Source organism: Halobaculum sp. XH14 (assembly GCF_032116555.1).
GTDB classification, from domain to species: Archaea; Halobacteriota; Halobacteria; order Halobacteriales; family Haloferacaceae; genus Halorarum; species Halorarum halobium.
Genome location: NZ_CP134949.1, coordinates 2,710,424 through 2,724,621 on the forward strand (window position 1 = coordinate 2,710,424; position 14,198 = coordinate 2,724,621).

The 14,198-nt window shown below is 55.3% G+C and carries 18 protein-coding genes and 1 pseudogene; 7 read left to right on the forward strand and 12 right to left on the reverse strand.

What is annotated here, in order from left to right:
• Positions 1-70 precede the first annotated feature (70 nt).
• Entirely contained in the window at positions 71-1,114 is a 1,044-nt protein-coding gene (locus RJT50_RS13880) for an endonuclease NucS domain-containing protein (protein WP_313692104.1), read from the forward strand.
• Positions 1,115-1,148: 34 nt separating this feature from the next.
• Here RJT50_RS13880 and RJT50_RS13885 read toward each other — a convergent pair whose 3' ends face one another.
• From RJT50_RS13885 to RJT50_RS13900, 4 genes are all read right to left on the reverse strand, one after another.
• Positions 1,149-1,361, reverse strand: coding sequence for a hypothetical protein (locus RJT50_RS13885; protein ID WP_313692105.1), 213 nt, complete (start codon positions 1,359-1,361; stop codon positions 1,149-1,151).
• A 215-nt stretch (positions 1,362-1,576) separates the two neighbouring features.
• Complete coding sequence (locus RJT50_RS13890) at positions 1,577-1,888, reverse strand: DUF3006 domain-containing protein (RefSeq protein ID WP_313692106.1); 312 nt, start codon at positions 1,886-1,888, stop codon at positions 1,577-1,579.
• Positions 1,885-3,333 carry a lamin tail domain-containing protein gene (locus RJT50_RS13895; RefSeq protein ID WP_313692107.1) on the reverse strand — a complete coding sequence of 483 codons (1,449 nt, stop codon included), beginning with the start codon at positions 3,331-3,333 and terminating at the stop codon, positions 1,885-1,887. Before RJT50_RS13895 ends, RJT50_RS13890 begins: the two co-directional genes overlap by 4 nt.
• Positions 3,334-3,428: 95 nt before the next feature.
• On the reverse strand, positions 3,429-4,379 hold the full coding sequence (locus tag RJT50_RS13900) for a DUF955 domain-containing protein (RefSeq protein WP_313692108.1): 951 nt from the start codon (positions 4,377-4,379) through the stop codon (positions 3,429-3,431).
• Between the two features lie 209 nt (positions 4,380-4,588).
• Between RJT50_RS13900 and RJT50_RS13905 the strand changes: the two genes are divergently transcribed.
• Entirely contained in the window at positions 4,589-5,017 is a 429-nt protein-coding gene (locus RJT50_RS13905; RefSeq protein ID WP_313692109.1) for a hypothetical protein, read from the forward strand.
• 65 nt (positions 5,018-5,082) lie between these two features.
• On the opposite strand, the gene RJT50_RS13910 is transcribed toward RJT50_RS13905, so the two are convergent.
• Together RJT50_RS13910 and RJT50_RS13915 are read right to left on the reverse strand one after the other, a co-directional pair.
• Positions 5,083-6,018, reverse strand: coding sequence for a transcription initiation factor IIB (locus RJT50_RS13910; RefSeq protein ID WP_313692110.1), 936 nt, complete (start codon positions 6,016-6,018; stop codon positions 5,083-5,085).
• A gap of 67 nt (positions 6,019-6,085) precedes the next feature.
• The gene (locus tag RJT50_RS13915) at positions 6,086-6,433 is read right to left on the reverse strand and encodes an SWIM zinc finger family protein (RefSeq protein ID WP_313696025.1); all 348 of its coding nucleotides are present in this window, start codon (positions 6,431-6,433) and stop codon (positions 6,086-6,088) included.
• Here RJT50_RS13915 and RJT50_RS13920 point away from each other — a divergent pair.
• The 3 genes from RJT50_RS13920 to RJT50_RS13930 all read left to right on the forward strand — a co-directional run bounded on the left by RJT50_RS13920 (position 6,317) and on the right by RJT50_RS13930 (position 7,927).
• Positions 6,317-6,562 carry a hypothetical protein gene (locus RJT50_RS13920; protein WP_313696067.1) on the forward strand — a complete coding sequence of 82 codons (246 nt, stop codon included), beginning with the start codon at positions 6,317-6,319 and terminating at the stop codon, positions 6,560-6,562. The genes RJT50_RS13915 and RJT50_RS13920 overlap by 117 nt on opposite strands.
• A 689-nt stretch (positions 6,563-7,251) precedes the next feature.
• Positions 7,252-7,542: a DUF8011 family protein gene (locus RJT50_RS13925; RefSeq protein WP_313692111.1), complete on the forward strand. Its 291-nt coding sequence runs from the start codon at positions 7,252-7,254 to the stop codon at positions 7,540-7,542.
• A gap of 121 nt (positions 7,543-7,663) precedes the next feature.
• Positions 7,664-7,927 carry a helix-turn-helix transcriptional regulator gene (locus tag RJT50_RS13930; RefSeq protein ID WP_313696027.1) on the forward strand — a complete coding sequence of 88 codons (264 nt, stop codon included), beginning with the start codon at positions 7,664-7,666 and terminating at the stop codon, positions 7,925-7,927.
• Positions 7,928-8,075: 148 nt separating this feature from the next.
• Here RJT50_RS13930 and RJT50_RS18760 read toward each other — a convergent pair whose 3' ends face one another.
• Together RJT50_RS18760 and RJT50_RS13935 are read right to left on the reverse strand one after the other, a co-directional pair.
• Positions 8,076-8,213 carry a DUF7837 family putative zinc-binding protein gene (locus RJT50_RS18760; RefSeq protein ID WP_484494633.1) on the reverse strand — a complete coding sequence of 46 codons (138 nt, stop codon included), beginning with the start codon at positions 8,211-8,213 and terminating at the stop codon, positions 8,076-8,078.
• Between the two features lie 215 nt (positions 8,214-8,428).
• Positions 8,429-8,677, reverse strand: coding sequence for a hypothetical protein (locus RJT50_RS13935; protein WP_313692113.1), 249 nt, complete (start codon positions 8,675-8,677; stop codon positions 8,429-8,431).
• Between the two features lie 278 nt (positions 8,678-8,955).
• Between RJT50_RS13935 and RJT50_RS13940 the strand changes: the two are divergent.
• Positions 8,956-9,593 (forward strand): annotated as a pseudogene (locus tag RJT50_RS13940) (helix-turn-helix domain-containing protein).
• Positions 9,594-10,178: 585 nt separating this feature from the next.
• Here RJT50_RS13940 and RJT50_RS18685 read toward each other — a convergent pair.
• A complete protein-coding gene (locus tag RJT50_RS18685) occupies positions 10,179-10,535 on the reverse strand; it encodes a DUF7344 domain-containing protein (protein WP_425499686.1) in 357 nt (118 codons plus the stop codon).
• 257 nt (positions 10,536-10,792) lie between these two features.
• On the opposite strand from RJT50_RS18685, the gene RJT50_RS13945 reads away from it, so the two are divergent.
• Positions 10,793-11,035, forward strand: coding sequence for a MarR family transcriptional regulator (locus tag RJT50_RS13945; protein WP_313692114.1), 243 nt, complete (start codon positions 10,793-10,795; stop codon positions 11,033-11,035).
• A gap of 11 nt (positions 11,036-11,046) precedes the next feature.
• Here RJT50_RS13945 and RJT50_RS13950 read toward each other — a convergent pair whose 3' ends face one another.
• From RJT50_RS13950 to RJT50_RS13960, 3 genes are read right to left on the reverse strand one after another with little or no spacing between them, the layout of a single operon-like run.
• Positions 11,047-12,204 carry a BREX system ATP-binding domain-containing protein gene (locus tag RJT50_RS13950; protein ID WP_313692115.1) on the reverse strand — a complete coding sequence of 386 codons (1,158 nt, stop codon included), beginning with the start codon at positions 12,202-12,204 and terminating at the stop codon, positions 11,047-11,049.
• Complete coding sequence (locus RJT50_RS13955; RefSeq protein WP_313692117.1) at positions 12,204-13,100, reverse strand: hypothetical protein; 897 nt, start codon at positions 13,098-13,100, stop codon at positions 12,204-12,206. Before RJT50_RS13955 ends, RJT50_RS13950 begins: the two co-directional genes overlap by 1 nt.
• Positions 13,097-14,131, reverse strand: coding sequence for a tRNA-guanine transglycosylase (locus RJT50_RS13960; protein WP_313692118.1), 1,035 nt, complete (start codon positions 14,129-14,131; stop codon positions 13,097-13,099). The genes RJT50_RS13955 and RJT50_RS13960 overlap by 4 nt, the downstream gene beginning before the upstream one ends.
• Between the last annotated feature and the right edge of the window lie 67 nt (positions 14,132-14,198).

Genomic DNA, 14,198 nt, shown 5'->3' on the forward strand with positions numbered 1-14,198 from the left:
GTGACGGCCAGTTGACTCGCTACACACAGCATAAAAGATTATCGTGCGTCTGTGATTCTATCTCGTCACTATGCTTAGAGTCGGTGCTGAGGAAGACGTATCCACCTTGGAAACGGTTTCACTGAAGGAAGAAGGATTTCGTGAAGACGACCTTCGAGAATGGATAATCACTAGTCCTGAGAGTATCCTTGGTGAGGATTTCCGGCTCATCGGTCGAGAGGTTTCTGTGAAACAGATCGGCGATGGGATCGATCTCCTCGCCATTGATCGTGACGCCAACGTGGTCGCTATCGAACTCAAACGAGGCGCATTGAAACCAAAGGTCGATTTTCAAGGACTCAAGTACGCCGCATACACCTCACACTGGGATTACTCTAAACTCCGTGACCAGTTCAAGAAGTTCAAATCTACGACGTGGGGGCAGACCCTCTACGAGGATGAAACTACGTTTACCGAGGTACTCGACGAGTTCTGCAACGAAGACTATACGCTCAATCAGGATCAGCGAATCGTCTTCGTGGGTGAGTCCGTCCGCGAGCGGCTGGACATCGTGCTCCGGTGGCTCAGCGACCGGTCAATCGACATCTCGGTCATCGAATTCCAACTCCTCAAGGACGATGACCGGCTGTATCTCGATGCGGAACAGACTATACCGACGCTGGAACACACCGTGACAGATGTCAGTCCAGACACCTCCGACGAGCCATGGAAGGAGGACGGACAGAGTTGGCACCTCAACGAGCGTTCCAACGAACAATCAGCCGATCTACTAGAAGACGTTACAACTGCACTCCAGGAACTGGAGTTCCTCAACGGTCCGGAGTGGGGGCAAAAGCACTACGTTGCATTCAACAGAGGCCGAAAGCGCCGTATCGCGATCCGGACGAAGCGAACACTGTTCCACATTGACCTGTACGATGTCGATACCGCGTCGCTAGACGCTATGGAGATCGCAGACGCCCTCAGAATCGATACTGGGTCAGTAGCAGTCAAGGAGGATATGCGAGGAAGTGGTCGAAGCGGCGTGAGAATTACTTGTAAGCCGGATCAGGAGATCGATTTTGACGCGCTTGAATCACAGGCTCGGGAGATACTCGGCGAGACTAGCGGGTGATACAGAGTACTCGCTTATTGGTCAGTACAGCAGATTATTCTTCGAGAGTGTCTGTTGCCGTCTCGAAGAGTCGGTCTGTCCACGCTGGGAAGACGAGAGCAGCGAGGGTTCCAACGACGACACCAACAACAATTCCCTGTGTGATATCCTGGAGAACTGTCGTTCCGAGTGCCGCTCCAAACGCCACTCCAACCAGCATTGCGAAGACGACCCGTTCTCCCCCAGTGTCGTCGGACTCCTCAGACATCCGTATCAGATAGATCTCCGGGAGGCAAAAATAACTGGGGGCAGCGTCGCGTGAGCTGAAATGGCTGGTCGGTTCGCAGGTTCATCTTAGCGGCTGTTTCAGCGTTCACTCGAGAAAACACATCGTCGGCGTACTGTTGAATACCCCTCTGTATTCAGCAGGAAGATCCTGTCAGAGTTCGATAGTTTCAATGGAGTCATTGTAACGCAACGCCCCTAGTCTGTGGATTCATCCGAGTCAGTCTCATCGGAAAGCCGGCTGGAGAGTCGGTCGAATCGATCCGATGCAGATTCTGTTCGCTCCGTGGTCTCATCGGCTTCGTAGGTGAACTCGACGGGTTCACCGTCCTCCAGATTGACGGTGAAGACCGCATCCTGATGCTGGCCATCGTTGGGGAGGTGCGAGCGCGGAACGACTTCCTCACCGACCACTTCACCATCCGATTCGTAGAGTAAGACCGCAACCTCCTCGCCGTCTTCAGTCTCTTCGAACCGGTCGAGCACGGCAGTTTGCGTGGTCTCACTCATGAGTACTCCTCTTCGATAACGACCTGCTCGTTCGAATCGGTAACGGTCACTGTGTCGCCTCCGTTGTTCCAGATCGCGCTGTCTGCCCCCCAGTACAGATCAGTGCTCGAATCCGTCCCACTCCCTGTGTGGAGGGTGACTCGCTCGCCAGGTGCCATCGTGAACCCATCCGGAACGGTGTAGCTGTGGCCCGCCTCGTCTGATATCTGCCATCCGGAGAGGTCGAGCATCTCTTCTCCCGTATTCTCGAAGATGACGTACTCGTCGTTCAAGTTCTCGTTGTCATTCCCATCCGCATCCGCGTGCACCTCGGCCACCCCGAGTGCAGGTGTTCTGTCATCTGTGGATGTGGTCGTCGTCTCTGAGTCCGACGTCTCGGTGGAATCGAAGCCGCCGTCAGCGAGTGTGGCACCGAGCGTCAGTCGATGGTCGAGTCGCCCGGTACTCCCCGGTTCGATGGGAGAGCCGTCTCGAAGCTCAGTCGCCGTCGTCGGTGCCGACTGCTGCGTCCAGACCTCGACTGCTGTGCCGTTCGTACGGACGGCAACTGAGCCGTGGGTTGCCGTCCAGTAGGTCGTGATCTCACGGTCTGTGAGTCGCTCAAGCGTCTCCGTGTGAGGGTGGCCATACTGCGAATCGTACCCGCTCGGGATGATTGCGATCCGTGGCGAGGTCGCCTCGAGGAAGGCTGGTCCGGAACTCGAGCGACTCCCGTGGTGGCCGACCTGAAGCACGGTCACGTTGAGTCGGTCGCCGTACCTCTCGACGAGGTGGGCTTCATGTTCGGCTTCCGCGTCACCGGGGAACAGAAAGCCCGTCTCACCGTACTGCACGGAGATGACGATGCTGTTCTCGTTTCTTTCCTCATCGGCGAGATACGGCTCCGGTGGGCCGAGGACCGTGGCGTTCACACCGTCGAGCGGTAGTGTATCACCGGCTCTCGTCTCGTACAGGGGAACGTCGTGTTCTTCGATCGCATCGAGGTACTCAGAATACGTCTGTGAACTCGACGCGATACCGGGGTCATACACTGCGCCGACTCCGTCTTTATCAGTCTCATAGTGATTGATGACCGCCGCATGCCCCCCGATGTGATCAGCATCAGCGTGCGACGTGACTAGGTGGTCGATGCGCTCGATGCCGAGCCGATCTAGATACGCCAAGACGTACTCGCCGTCGTCGGACCAGTCACCTGAATCGATCAACATGGTCTCGCCGGGCGGCGTGATGAGAAGCGTGCTCGCGCCCTGGCCGACGTTGATGTAGTGGACTTCGAGCGTCCCGTTGACGCCACCCTGTGTCGGTGGCGCTTCTGAGACGGTGGAGGGTGTCGGCGAGTCGGTGTGAACATCGCTGGGAGGGCTCCCCGCGAGACCCCCAAGACAGCCACTCAGCGACACGATCACGACGATCGCGACGATGAGTCCTCCTCGTCGGTCAAGCATACTACTCAGTTCGCTGGACGAGGGAAAACGTTTGAGTTCGGACTCCCCGCATCACCACATCGATCAGCACACGTTCAAATGATCCCAACCGCAATCTAGCTCCGACCGTCGACTGCCTCGATGATTGTCGTTGCTGTTCGACTGATTCGACCGAGTCTGTCGAGAATCGATCCGGGTTCTTCGCCGTGCCAGGCTGCCAGATAGTACTCAGATCCGCTCGTGTCGAGCCCGAAGTACCGACCGACGATGGCGGCGACCGCTTCGGCCTCCAGTTCACGTTTCGCCCGTTCTGCTTCGTCGTCGACGCCACCGTGAAGGATTGCATGGGCGTACTCGTGGACGAGCGTTACGGCGAGGTCGGCCCGATTTTCACGGTCGCGGACTTCGACAGTCGCTGTTCCTTTTCCATCGTCTGGATACGTACAGACTCCCATCGCCTCGCCGTGTGTCCACACACCAGGCTCGACGATCTCGACGTCGATCGAGAGGGGAGGGGCAGCATCGAGGAGTGCTGGAACCAGCTCGTCTGCATCTCCCGTCGCCGCAGTCTCCAGTTCCGGGAGCGGCTCCCCCTCGGTCTGTGAGACGTCGAACACGGGAACGGGTCGAAAGCCCACGAGTCCCTCGTCCCACTCCTCTGGGGCGGTCTCATCGTACTCGCAGTCGCTCGATTTGTGGAATGAGGGGGAGTTCTCACACTTGGGGCACCGAGTCGTGATGATGGGTGCCCAGATCCAGATCGCGGATTCGCCTTCCTGCACCTGCCGGTCAAACTCTTCCTGCCACGTTCGATATCCGGTGACTCGGGTTGCCTCCGGACACTGCAGCGCGATGAGGAGGGTATTGCGGTGGGAGTAGTCGTGAAAGCATCTCTGGACGGCCAGCCAGCGCTCGAACGCTTCGCTCGCTCTCGCGTCGGTAACGTCTGCTACGAGGTCATGGGCCCACTGTTCGATCGTGCTGTGCATCTCCTCGTCGCGATCGTCTGAGTTGGCAAAGGAAGCGACTCGCGTCGGTTCGGACTCCTCAGTGGTTGTCTCAGGCATCTTGTTCTCGCTCCGCACCCATCGGGAGCCGACAAAACCGACCTCATGGCGGCCAGGAGGTGAGTGGCGCGACGACGGAATTGGAGCTACTTGGTCCGACACTGGCCGCTGGCTCGATTGGGACCGTTCTACGGTAATCTCCCTTATAATGAGACAGAGGATCTGCTAACCTGACGAGGTCCTGTTAGAGTAAGTATCCGGGAGGAAACGTGACGAGAAGTGTCGATAGGAGGTATATCTCAATAGACTCAATGACAATCATGGATGTCACTGAATTGACGCTGATGGAACTTCGTAAAATGTGCATAAGCTTCTACAATGATGAAAAGGAACATATCCGTTCCATCATTTTGTACGGAAGCGCCGCAAGAGCCCATCTCGGCCACGGTGACTCACCTGGAGATTTTGATTTGAATATGTTCTTTTCCGATAAGTCAGCAATCAGCTCCACCCATGGAATGCCGAAGATCATCGGAGAACTTGATGGATTGGAGGTTGAGGTGATGAGAAACAAGGTGGCCGATGAGATCTCCATCGATCAATACGTGGATGCTCAACAATCCAAACGATGGAAGGGAATTCAGACCAATCCGGTTGTCCAGATTTATCCGACGATCAAACGAAAATCGTGGGGATAAGAGCATCAACAGTATTCTATGCAACGATTCCGGGGGAGCTGAGATTCTCGTGTACTGACTGTGAGTCAGATTGACTCCGCCATTCCATTGAGTTCGCGAACCCGATTTCGAATCGTCACGGGGGTCACACCGGACGCTTCACCGAGGTCGGCCTGTGTAACGCGTTCGGCCAGGTCGATCCCAGCGACGTACACACAGCCCGCAGCCACCCCGTTGGGATTTCGACCGTTCGCGATACCCGCATCGACCGCATCGCGGGCGAGTCGCTGTGCCAGGTGCTCTACCGCACTGGACGCACCGACCGCAGACGCGAGTCGCGCGACGAGTTCGGGCGGCTGGCGTGGCGCCGCATCAAGGCCGAGTTCCTCGTTCAACACGCGGTAGCCCAGCCGCACCTTTGACTCCCTACACCGCGCGACCTCCGCAATCTCTGCAAGCGTCCGAGTGATGCCGTCACAGCGACACGCCGCGTACAGACACCCCGCCGCGATGGTCTCGACCGACCGGCCGCGAATCAGGTCCGCACCCATCGCCTCGCGGTAGATCGCTGCCGCTCGCTCGGCGACCGATTTCGGCAGGTCGAGCGCGCCCGTCATCCGGGTGAGCTCGCCACAGGCGTGGGCGAGATTCTGGTCGGCCGTCGAGTCGAATCGTGCGCGATTGTGCTCGCGACGCAGCCGGCCGACCTGGGCGCGTTTGCGACGCGAGAGGCCCTTGTTCGGGTCATCGCTTCCGAACCCAATCTCGGTCGAGAGGCCACGGTCGTGTCTCGCCTCGGTCAACGGCGCGCCCGTCCGTTCCGGGGAGGTGTCCTCATCCGCGAACGAGCGCCATTCGGGCCCGTAATCGATCCGCTGGTCGGTGATGACGAGCCCACAGTCGGCACAGCTTCGCTCGCCGGCGTCCGCAATGATTCGACCATCGCATTCGGGACAGGTCGCCCGCAGGTGTTTGTCGGTCGATTCGTCGAACGTCCGCTCGTAGGGATCTCCCAGTGACATCGTCGATCATGCGAGGCACTTCAGGCAGCCCCGCACCCGTCAGGGGCTATCAAACTCCACGCGGTCGCTATCGGTCGGGGAGGGCTCGACGATTCGCGAGAACGCAGTTCCAGCAGGGAAAGTCGTCCGTCAATCCGTCGCACTCGCAAGGGAATTCCTCGTCGTCCCATTCGGCAGAATTGGAAGTCGACTCATCGTCAGGAGATGGGGTTGGCTGCTGAGGTTCATGAGCCAATTGGGGGTCCTCCTCGGCCGGTGCTCGTTGCGAAGTCCCTGAGCCGTCTGCTGCGAGCTGGGTGTGAATCGCCGCATCCAGAACTGGATCCCTGATCGCGACCGCGAGCCGGTGTTTGCACGCTCCGTTGTACTTCTGGTCAGCCGGACAGGTGCAGTGGGTAGGAAGGCCGTCGCTCACGGTGACCCGGTACTCGTGGTTCTCCGGGTCGGGATGGCTGCCGTTCCTGACGAGCAGGCCGTTGTCTATGAGCTGGAACTCGAACGCCTCGTACTGGGCGCGTTTCAGAGCGCGTGTCGATACATCTAGTCGTGAGAGTGGGTGTGCTGGCATCTCGGGATAGCGAGGGCAACTTCGTTGCCCCGCACCCTTCGGGGGTGGATAGAATTCCTCACAGCACAGCCAGCCAAGAGTTCCAGATGTTCCGAATCAGAGAGAAGACCTACTCAGGACAGATACTCACTGAGTGAGATGTTGCGAGACCGTGCACAGACGAGCTCGGCCAACGATGAAAATCCATTGAGGACCTCGAGTGCCGCCCAGTCGTAGTGGTCACTCGATTGTGTGATCACGGATACCGATTCATCCCGAATCACGAAAAGTACGACAATCGTCTGAACGTTCTTGCTCCGCCCTTGCCCACGGCGAGTCCCGTTGAGGTAGAACGTCTGCTCACGGTCCCAGAACAGGGTGCCATCGAGTGAGTGGAGTCGTTCACGGAGTTCACCCTCTCCGAAATATCGATCGACTTTCGATCGCGCCTCGATGGATATCGCGATGGTTGGTCTCTCGTACTGATCTTCGGGGGGCATCCGTAGGCGAGGATGAATGTTGGCCGGACGTCGGACAAAATGTTTTCGAGCTATTGGATCATCCCCATCGCGAGAGATTGGATGTAGAATGTTCGGCCCTGATGAAACCGTAATCAAGTGAGAGGTTCTGCCTCGTGGTGGTCAGATAGCCGAACGCTTTATCGGGTCAACCTTCTGTTAGTACGTATGGCGGCGCTTCAACGGATGTTGTTTCGTGAGCCAGATGGACGACGGAAGGGCCTCTTCTTCGCACTCTTCTCGTTTGTTTGTATGCTTGGGTGGGTGTATTTCGGTATTGTCCTCGACGGCCCTCACAACATGCTCTTTTTAGGCATCGCGTTTGCGTTCTCTGGGTTAGCCGAATTTCTTCCTCCGAACCGACATCGTTCAGCAGGAGTACTACGGATACTTGGACTCGGTATCCTCGTTGTCTTTCTTGTTCTCCTCATATTGGTTCCAGAAGTAATATGGGGCTGAGCGCGAATTATTGGGTTCGACACATACGTAGATCCACCTAACGGCTGTTTCTCTCTCGATTGCATCTGAAGAAGAGGGTTTTAACAGAGCCTGCCAAGAGGGAATAATCCTCCGTGGAAAGCTGTACGATCTCACTGGCTTCCAACGTGATCTGCTCACGGTCACCGCAGGTATCGAGGAACCTCACGGTCTCACGATCAAAGACGACTCCGAATCAGAAATCCACCACGGACGTCTGTACCCCAATCTCGATACGCTGGTTGAGAAGGGGCTGCTTGAAAAAGAAGAGAAAGACCGCCGGACAAACGTCTATACAGTTACAAAAGGCGGTCAGCGAGAACTCGAAGCCCGATGTAAGTGGGAACGTCAGTACGTGGAACTATAACTCGTACCGAGCGATCTCACTACAACCGCACTCGGGACAGGACTCCCGTGCCGCATCTAAACTGGTCCCGCAAGATCGACACTCGAATAGTTCAGTTGTGTCAGTCAAGCTCTGAGAGAGCCGCTTTAGCACTCGAAACATAGGAGGGTTACCGTGGGTCGACGACATCCCGACACTCGGGACACTCAGCCCAGACGCCGCCTTCATACGCTATCAATGTATGACGAGCCAGTATCTCACAACCGCAGTGCGGGCAGTTACCGAGGTGCGGGTCTTGGGTACTCATATGAGTGGGAAGCGTGTGACGGAGGGACGCACTGCCCTCTGCTTCTCTCTAAGGGATGGGCCCACATATATCTCAGTGAACCAAAGTGAAAGTGGGAGCAGCAGGTAGTCTACCTGACGAAACGGCTTCGGAATGAAGTCCCTTGATATTCGCCTCGACAGCCTGTGTCCACGATAGCTCCCCATGTCCTTGGCTCACGTTACCGTGTTCTAGTTTCACAACGCTATACAGTCACAATCCGGCAGATCGCGAGCCTCGCGGATCTGTCGCCAGGAACTGCGTATGATCTCGTCGAAGCGCTCTCTTCGATTCCCGATCTCGGTGCCGACGAGTCGATCCCGACGACGTACATACCGGCTGATTTCGACGAGGACGAAGGCGATCGTCCCGAAGAACACGCAGACGAGTAGACCGAATGACGAAGTATTCTCCACCCCCGTGATGGCGATCGGCGCGCTCTCCACTGCTTCCACGCCAGCGATGACGAATTGAGGCCTGTCCAACGACATCCAGAGGGGAATCAGATACCCACGCTCGATGTACGGCCTTCACCGTCGCCGCTCTCGCCCAACAGGCCCCCACCGCGACCCACGTCGGAGCCGAAATCAGGATCGGCGTTGCCGGGACTGTGACGGCTCCGGAAACACGGCGAAGTGACGCGTTTGTCGAATCCAGTCGAAGTCACTCTACCCGGATATCTAGTAAGCCTTTTAACTATTACCGGATTATTGGTAACCACCAAATGTACGAGGTGTTCGACGACACGGCGGCGCAGATCATCCTCGCAATCGAGAGTGGTGACTCCATCCGTCGTGTCGCACAACACCTCCACACGCCGTACGAAACGGTGAGACAGGCCGTCAATCGGCTCGAAGACGCGGGTTACGTTTCCTATGAAAACGGCCTCACTGTCGTCGACGAGCGCGTACGCGATGCAGCCCGCGAGCTCGTCGCTGCCAGCGCCGGCGTCAGTCCACCATCCATTGGGAAGCCTACGTCATCCCACAGTTCGGTGACTGGCCGTTCGCGTTCACGCGGATCGACGCCGTCTACGTGTGGACTCAGGGCGGCTACCAGGTCGGTCGCGAGCCCGACGACTATCCGCTGTTCCTCGCTGTTCGTGAGCAGGACGTCGACGCCTGGGAGACATTTTTCGAGTCGTTCGACCTCCCCACCGCATTCGAGCGACAGCCCCGAGACGAGTTGGACGGACCGCTGCAGGTCGTCCTCGAGCCACGCCCTTCACCCGACATCGAATACGTCGAGGGGTACCCGGTGATCCCGAGAGCAGAGACGATCGAGTACATGCGCGAGAACTACGCCCAGTTCCAGTCGGCGCTGGCGATGCTCGACCGGATGTACGACGGTCTCGAGCTTTAGTCAGGGCAGATTAGAAGTCTAAAGGGAGTTCCTCACTATCATTCGAGCGAAAGAGGAGATCGAATGCAGGATGCTTGTAGAGTATCTCGCGGCAGTCACGGCACCGTGTGAATAGGGATCGGTCAGCATCCCAAAAATCAGAACGCATCACGACAGCAGAATCACGTGACCCGTAATGTCCGCCAGATGTTGAAAAATAGTTAAATTCACGTCCACCACACTCTGGACAGGGATCATTCATATTTCCCCAGTCTTCCCGCTTGACGCCGGAAATTGTCTGTTCGTTTCCGTATTGATCGATAACTCGTATCGAGAGTCTCATTAATAATCGCCTCCGCTCATAGCGGGCGGAATAAAATGACCGTGTCAGTCAACCGTAACTAACAGACGGACGTCTAAAGCAGAGTGCCGCTCCCGTAACGATCACCGTCTCGAGAAGGAATTCATCGGCTGATCGGCAGGGTCTTCGAGTATCTTAATTATTTCTTCTGATAAAGAACTATCGTATACCGAGAACGACAATCGATCTAACACAATCTGCCGACTGAGGAATACTGGTGCAGCGGGGGACCTATTCATATTCATTCACCGATTTGGAGATATAATTCGAGCAATCACAATCAGGATTACATACTCCTCAATACGAGGAGTGACTATTACGACTTTCGCGCGGTCGTCGTAATCAATAATACCGTATTTGGCGAGTTTTGGCAGGTGGTTCTGAATCAACCCATTATATACTGATTCATAATCTTCGGTAGTGACCTCGCGTGGTGAAATTCCTTTTTCGACGCCTCCAATAACCCTAGCCAGGTGTCGGACTTCGATGTCCTGTTCGTACCCGAATAGGAATAAGTAATTTAATAGAAGGACCCGCCGTTTATTTCCTAATATTCCAAGAACATTCGCAACGCTACTTGGGTAATGAACAGTAGACGTCATACCAGATTTCCTCGAATTCCATTCGGCGATACATACCGATTCTGACCATCGGATTTTTGCAGGTTGTCGGTTTGAGTGTACATGCTGTCTGTCTCAGGCAGCGCGGGTGCGGTGTCTCCAGCACCGCCCTCGTTTCTGAGGGACCGCGCTTCATATCATCAACACACTCCCAGACCCTTAATTCTAACGTAGTAATTTACTCTGTTAGACAAGTGGGGAAGGATACGACTATACGAACTGATGCGTATTTGCCACACATGACTAATGAGGAATATGCTCCGAGTGAAAACGAGGAAGAAATCCTGAAAGTTTTGAAGGAAGGGCAGGGTTCATCTCAACCCTGGGGACGAGTAAACCCATTATTTCTACGAGAACAGACCAATATAAACAAACAACAGGTGAATTATGCACTTAGGCAACTCATCGCTGCTGGGTGGGTAACTAAGGTCACTGAGGGGCTTTATGAATTCGTTGACGATCCCCGAAATGGTAACGCCTAAATTATTGATTATCAGATCTTTCCTTCGGCCCAAGCAACTGTGATTTTATTTTCCTGTGATTTTGCAGCATCATCGAGGATACGACTACACATAGATAGGACCTGTCGGATATTGCCCTGTGATGTTTGGAGAATCAAATCTAAGGCCTCCTCAGAGAATGGGTCTATCCCCTCATTTTCAGTAGAAGACACCCTCTCTTGATCTAAATAATCACGCACCAACTCATAGAGGTTCTCACTTGTGAGGGGTTTCAGGGCAACTTCTTCCCCAATTCGCTCACTGAACGCGTGGTACTCACTCATTACGTCTTGCCAGACCTCGGGAGCACAACCAAACAGCATGCATAGTCCCGAACTGTTCTGGTCCATCAAGTGCCGAATGCTGTTGAGTGTTGCCTGTTCGTCCTTAGGTGAGAGTCGTGCGATGCTCTCGAACTCGTCGACGAAGACGAAAATACCGGTGTAGCCGAGTTCGAGGAGCATATTTTTGAGTGCGGTGAAGGCCCGAACACCCATCGTGTCGTCGTCGAGTGCGCTGTGGATTTCCATCTCCTTCCGCTGCTCGTATCGAATCCCCTCTGCGGTGAGCCACTGCCACGCGTAGAGATTCGTGTCCTCGTACACCATGTGGATAATGGCACGCGCAAAGTCGGCGAACTTCGTCACATCGCTGAGGCGGCGAATCGACTCGGGGACAATTTCCGAGAGCAGCACATCGCCTTCGTCTATCAGCGATTCCATCCCACTGGCACCAATCGGGTTCGTGTCGGTGACATCTCTCGCCACAGATGCAAGGAACTCGTACGCGAGTTCTTGGAGTCGGTTGAAGCCCAGATCGTAGACGAACTCGTGGTAGATGTCGAGGAATCCTTCACCAGGTTGGGCGACATAGCCCACGACGACGTCGTCGCGACCGCGGAGTAGCGAGCGCGTGTATTTGAGCGTATGAGACTTCCCATTTCCATACTTTCCGGTGACCACCAGATGCTTCGACTTCCCAGTAGACAACATCGACGAAACCGTGGAGCTGATCTTGTCCGAAACGTGCTGCTGCCCACAGTAAATCTCGGGGTCTTCAGCTGGAACTGGACTGTATGGGAAGGGGTTCGCCTCTAGGTCGTACTGTGAGTAGTCTTGCTGTTCGTCGGTGATCGTGAATGCGTCGGACATTATGTAGCCTCCTGCGAGTATTCGATGTCGCGGTCATGCACCGCGAGGTAGTAGTATTTCTTATCGAACTGTTCAACGCCGGCCATGACCTGCTGAGTGGACTGAGATGTGCTAACTAAACCGTCCTCTTCGGAGAGCGCAATACGCTTGATGCCGAGTGCTGCATCCTTCGCAGCTGTATCCATCGGCGCTCCCGACAGCTCGAGTTTACCGACGTTCTGTCGGCAAAGCGAGAGCAGCGCTGCGTCGAAATCATCGCGAGTGCAGCCGAGTCGTTCACAGGTCTCCTCACGGAGACGTGGAATCGACAGGTAGCGCTGTCGGAGGTCAACACCTGCTCTCTCTTCAAGATCGTCGTGCACGTCCAAAAGCAGGTAGTGGAAGTTAGCGGATATCGCCGCCTGGTCTACCAAGTAGTAGTCACCTGTGAACGCGTTCCGTTGGACTCGGCCCAACCGCTCAGCCCAATCCCCGAGGACCTCCACACTCGTTTGGTTATACGAATATGGGCTGAACTCTTGTGCCTCTTCCAATTGAGTCAGGAGTGTGTCTAAACCAGCGTTTTCGACGTTTTCGAGAACCTCGATGAGTGTCCCGTAGTGGGGACTACGTGTCTCTAAGATTGTACTTACTTGACTCCAGTCCTCGTCGCGAATTGCACTAAGGAAGGACAAACCGACATCAGTCGTCGTATAGACTGGTTCCTCGCCAGAGTCATTTTCGTCGAGCAAGGAGATACGCTTTGCTTCGAGGATTGTTTCACGCGCACGGCGGTGACTTACCTCCAATTCGTCCTCAAGATCTTCAGTTGACTTGCTAACTGCTTCACAGGCATGAGTCAGTTCAGCCAACCGGCTGAGAGTGACTGGTCTTACAGTTGGTCTCTCATCGCTCATGTGAGCCTCCTCATCTGTTGCTTCGCGGTTTCGTATGCCCGCTTAGTGACCTCGTTCCCGCTGAAGCGCAAGTCGAGGTACTCCTCAATATCTCGACCAGACTCGGCGACATAACGGAAGCGTCGCAGTTCGGTCGCAAGTGCCCAGAGATTATGCTGGGTCAGGGCAGTTCGGTCTTCGCGAATCTCGTCGAGTTCTTTTTGTCCACACACTGGGCAGGGACAGGGGAGCCTGTCTAATTCCTCGATATTCCGTATTTCTTCCCCGCCGAAGCCCGGAATCAGGTAGTTCCGGTTGCCTGCACTACGAATGAAGGCCGAAGAGTCGAAACTGTCGACCCCCAAGTAAAGCAGCAGTGGTTGATAGACGAGACCTCCGAGACCATACACGTGCAGGTGCTTGTCTGTCGCGTTTCGTGCAGATAGTATCAGTTTTGTTATTTTTTTATAATCGGTTCGTATAGGAACCATACTTCCGAGGGCATACCCATCGAATTCGCCGTTCTTCTCCAGGTATTGTATGTTATTCCGGATCGTCTCTGGATCGTAACCATGGACACTCGCGAAGAGAAGGCCCACCCCATCGTGATGGTCGCTCGCTTTGAGTGCGTACTCGATGCTTTGGTCGATTCGCCGTTGGTTTTCTGCTGCCCGGTTCTCCCTTGAGAGAGGAATGTCGACTGTACCGAGGATGTCCGCGTCCAATTGACTCTGGGTATCAAGCGTTTTTGCTGGGGTAGTGTCCACTTCTTCGTTGGCGAAATCGAACCCACCACTATCCGCGAAAACGATGGTGTCCTCGGGGACGTCCATTTCTTCTCGTAATGTTACACCATTCGATATTCTCTGCCACATTGGGTCCCGGTTGCGGATCGATCTCGCGTTGATCATCGCTGCCGAGAACTCTGGGATCGTGCCGACGTACGTCGGTGTATTGTCACTCGACCGCTTCCCGATGTTTCTGACGGGAAAGAGAACAGGGGTGTCTAATTCTCCTCGCGGGAGGTCGAGTTTCCTGCGTCGATACAACATGCCTCCCGCTCGGATAAGCTGTCCTCTTATTTAGTGAATGGGGCGATATGAACTATTCAGATGATTG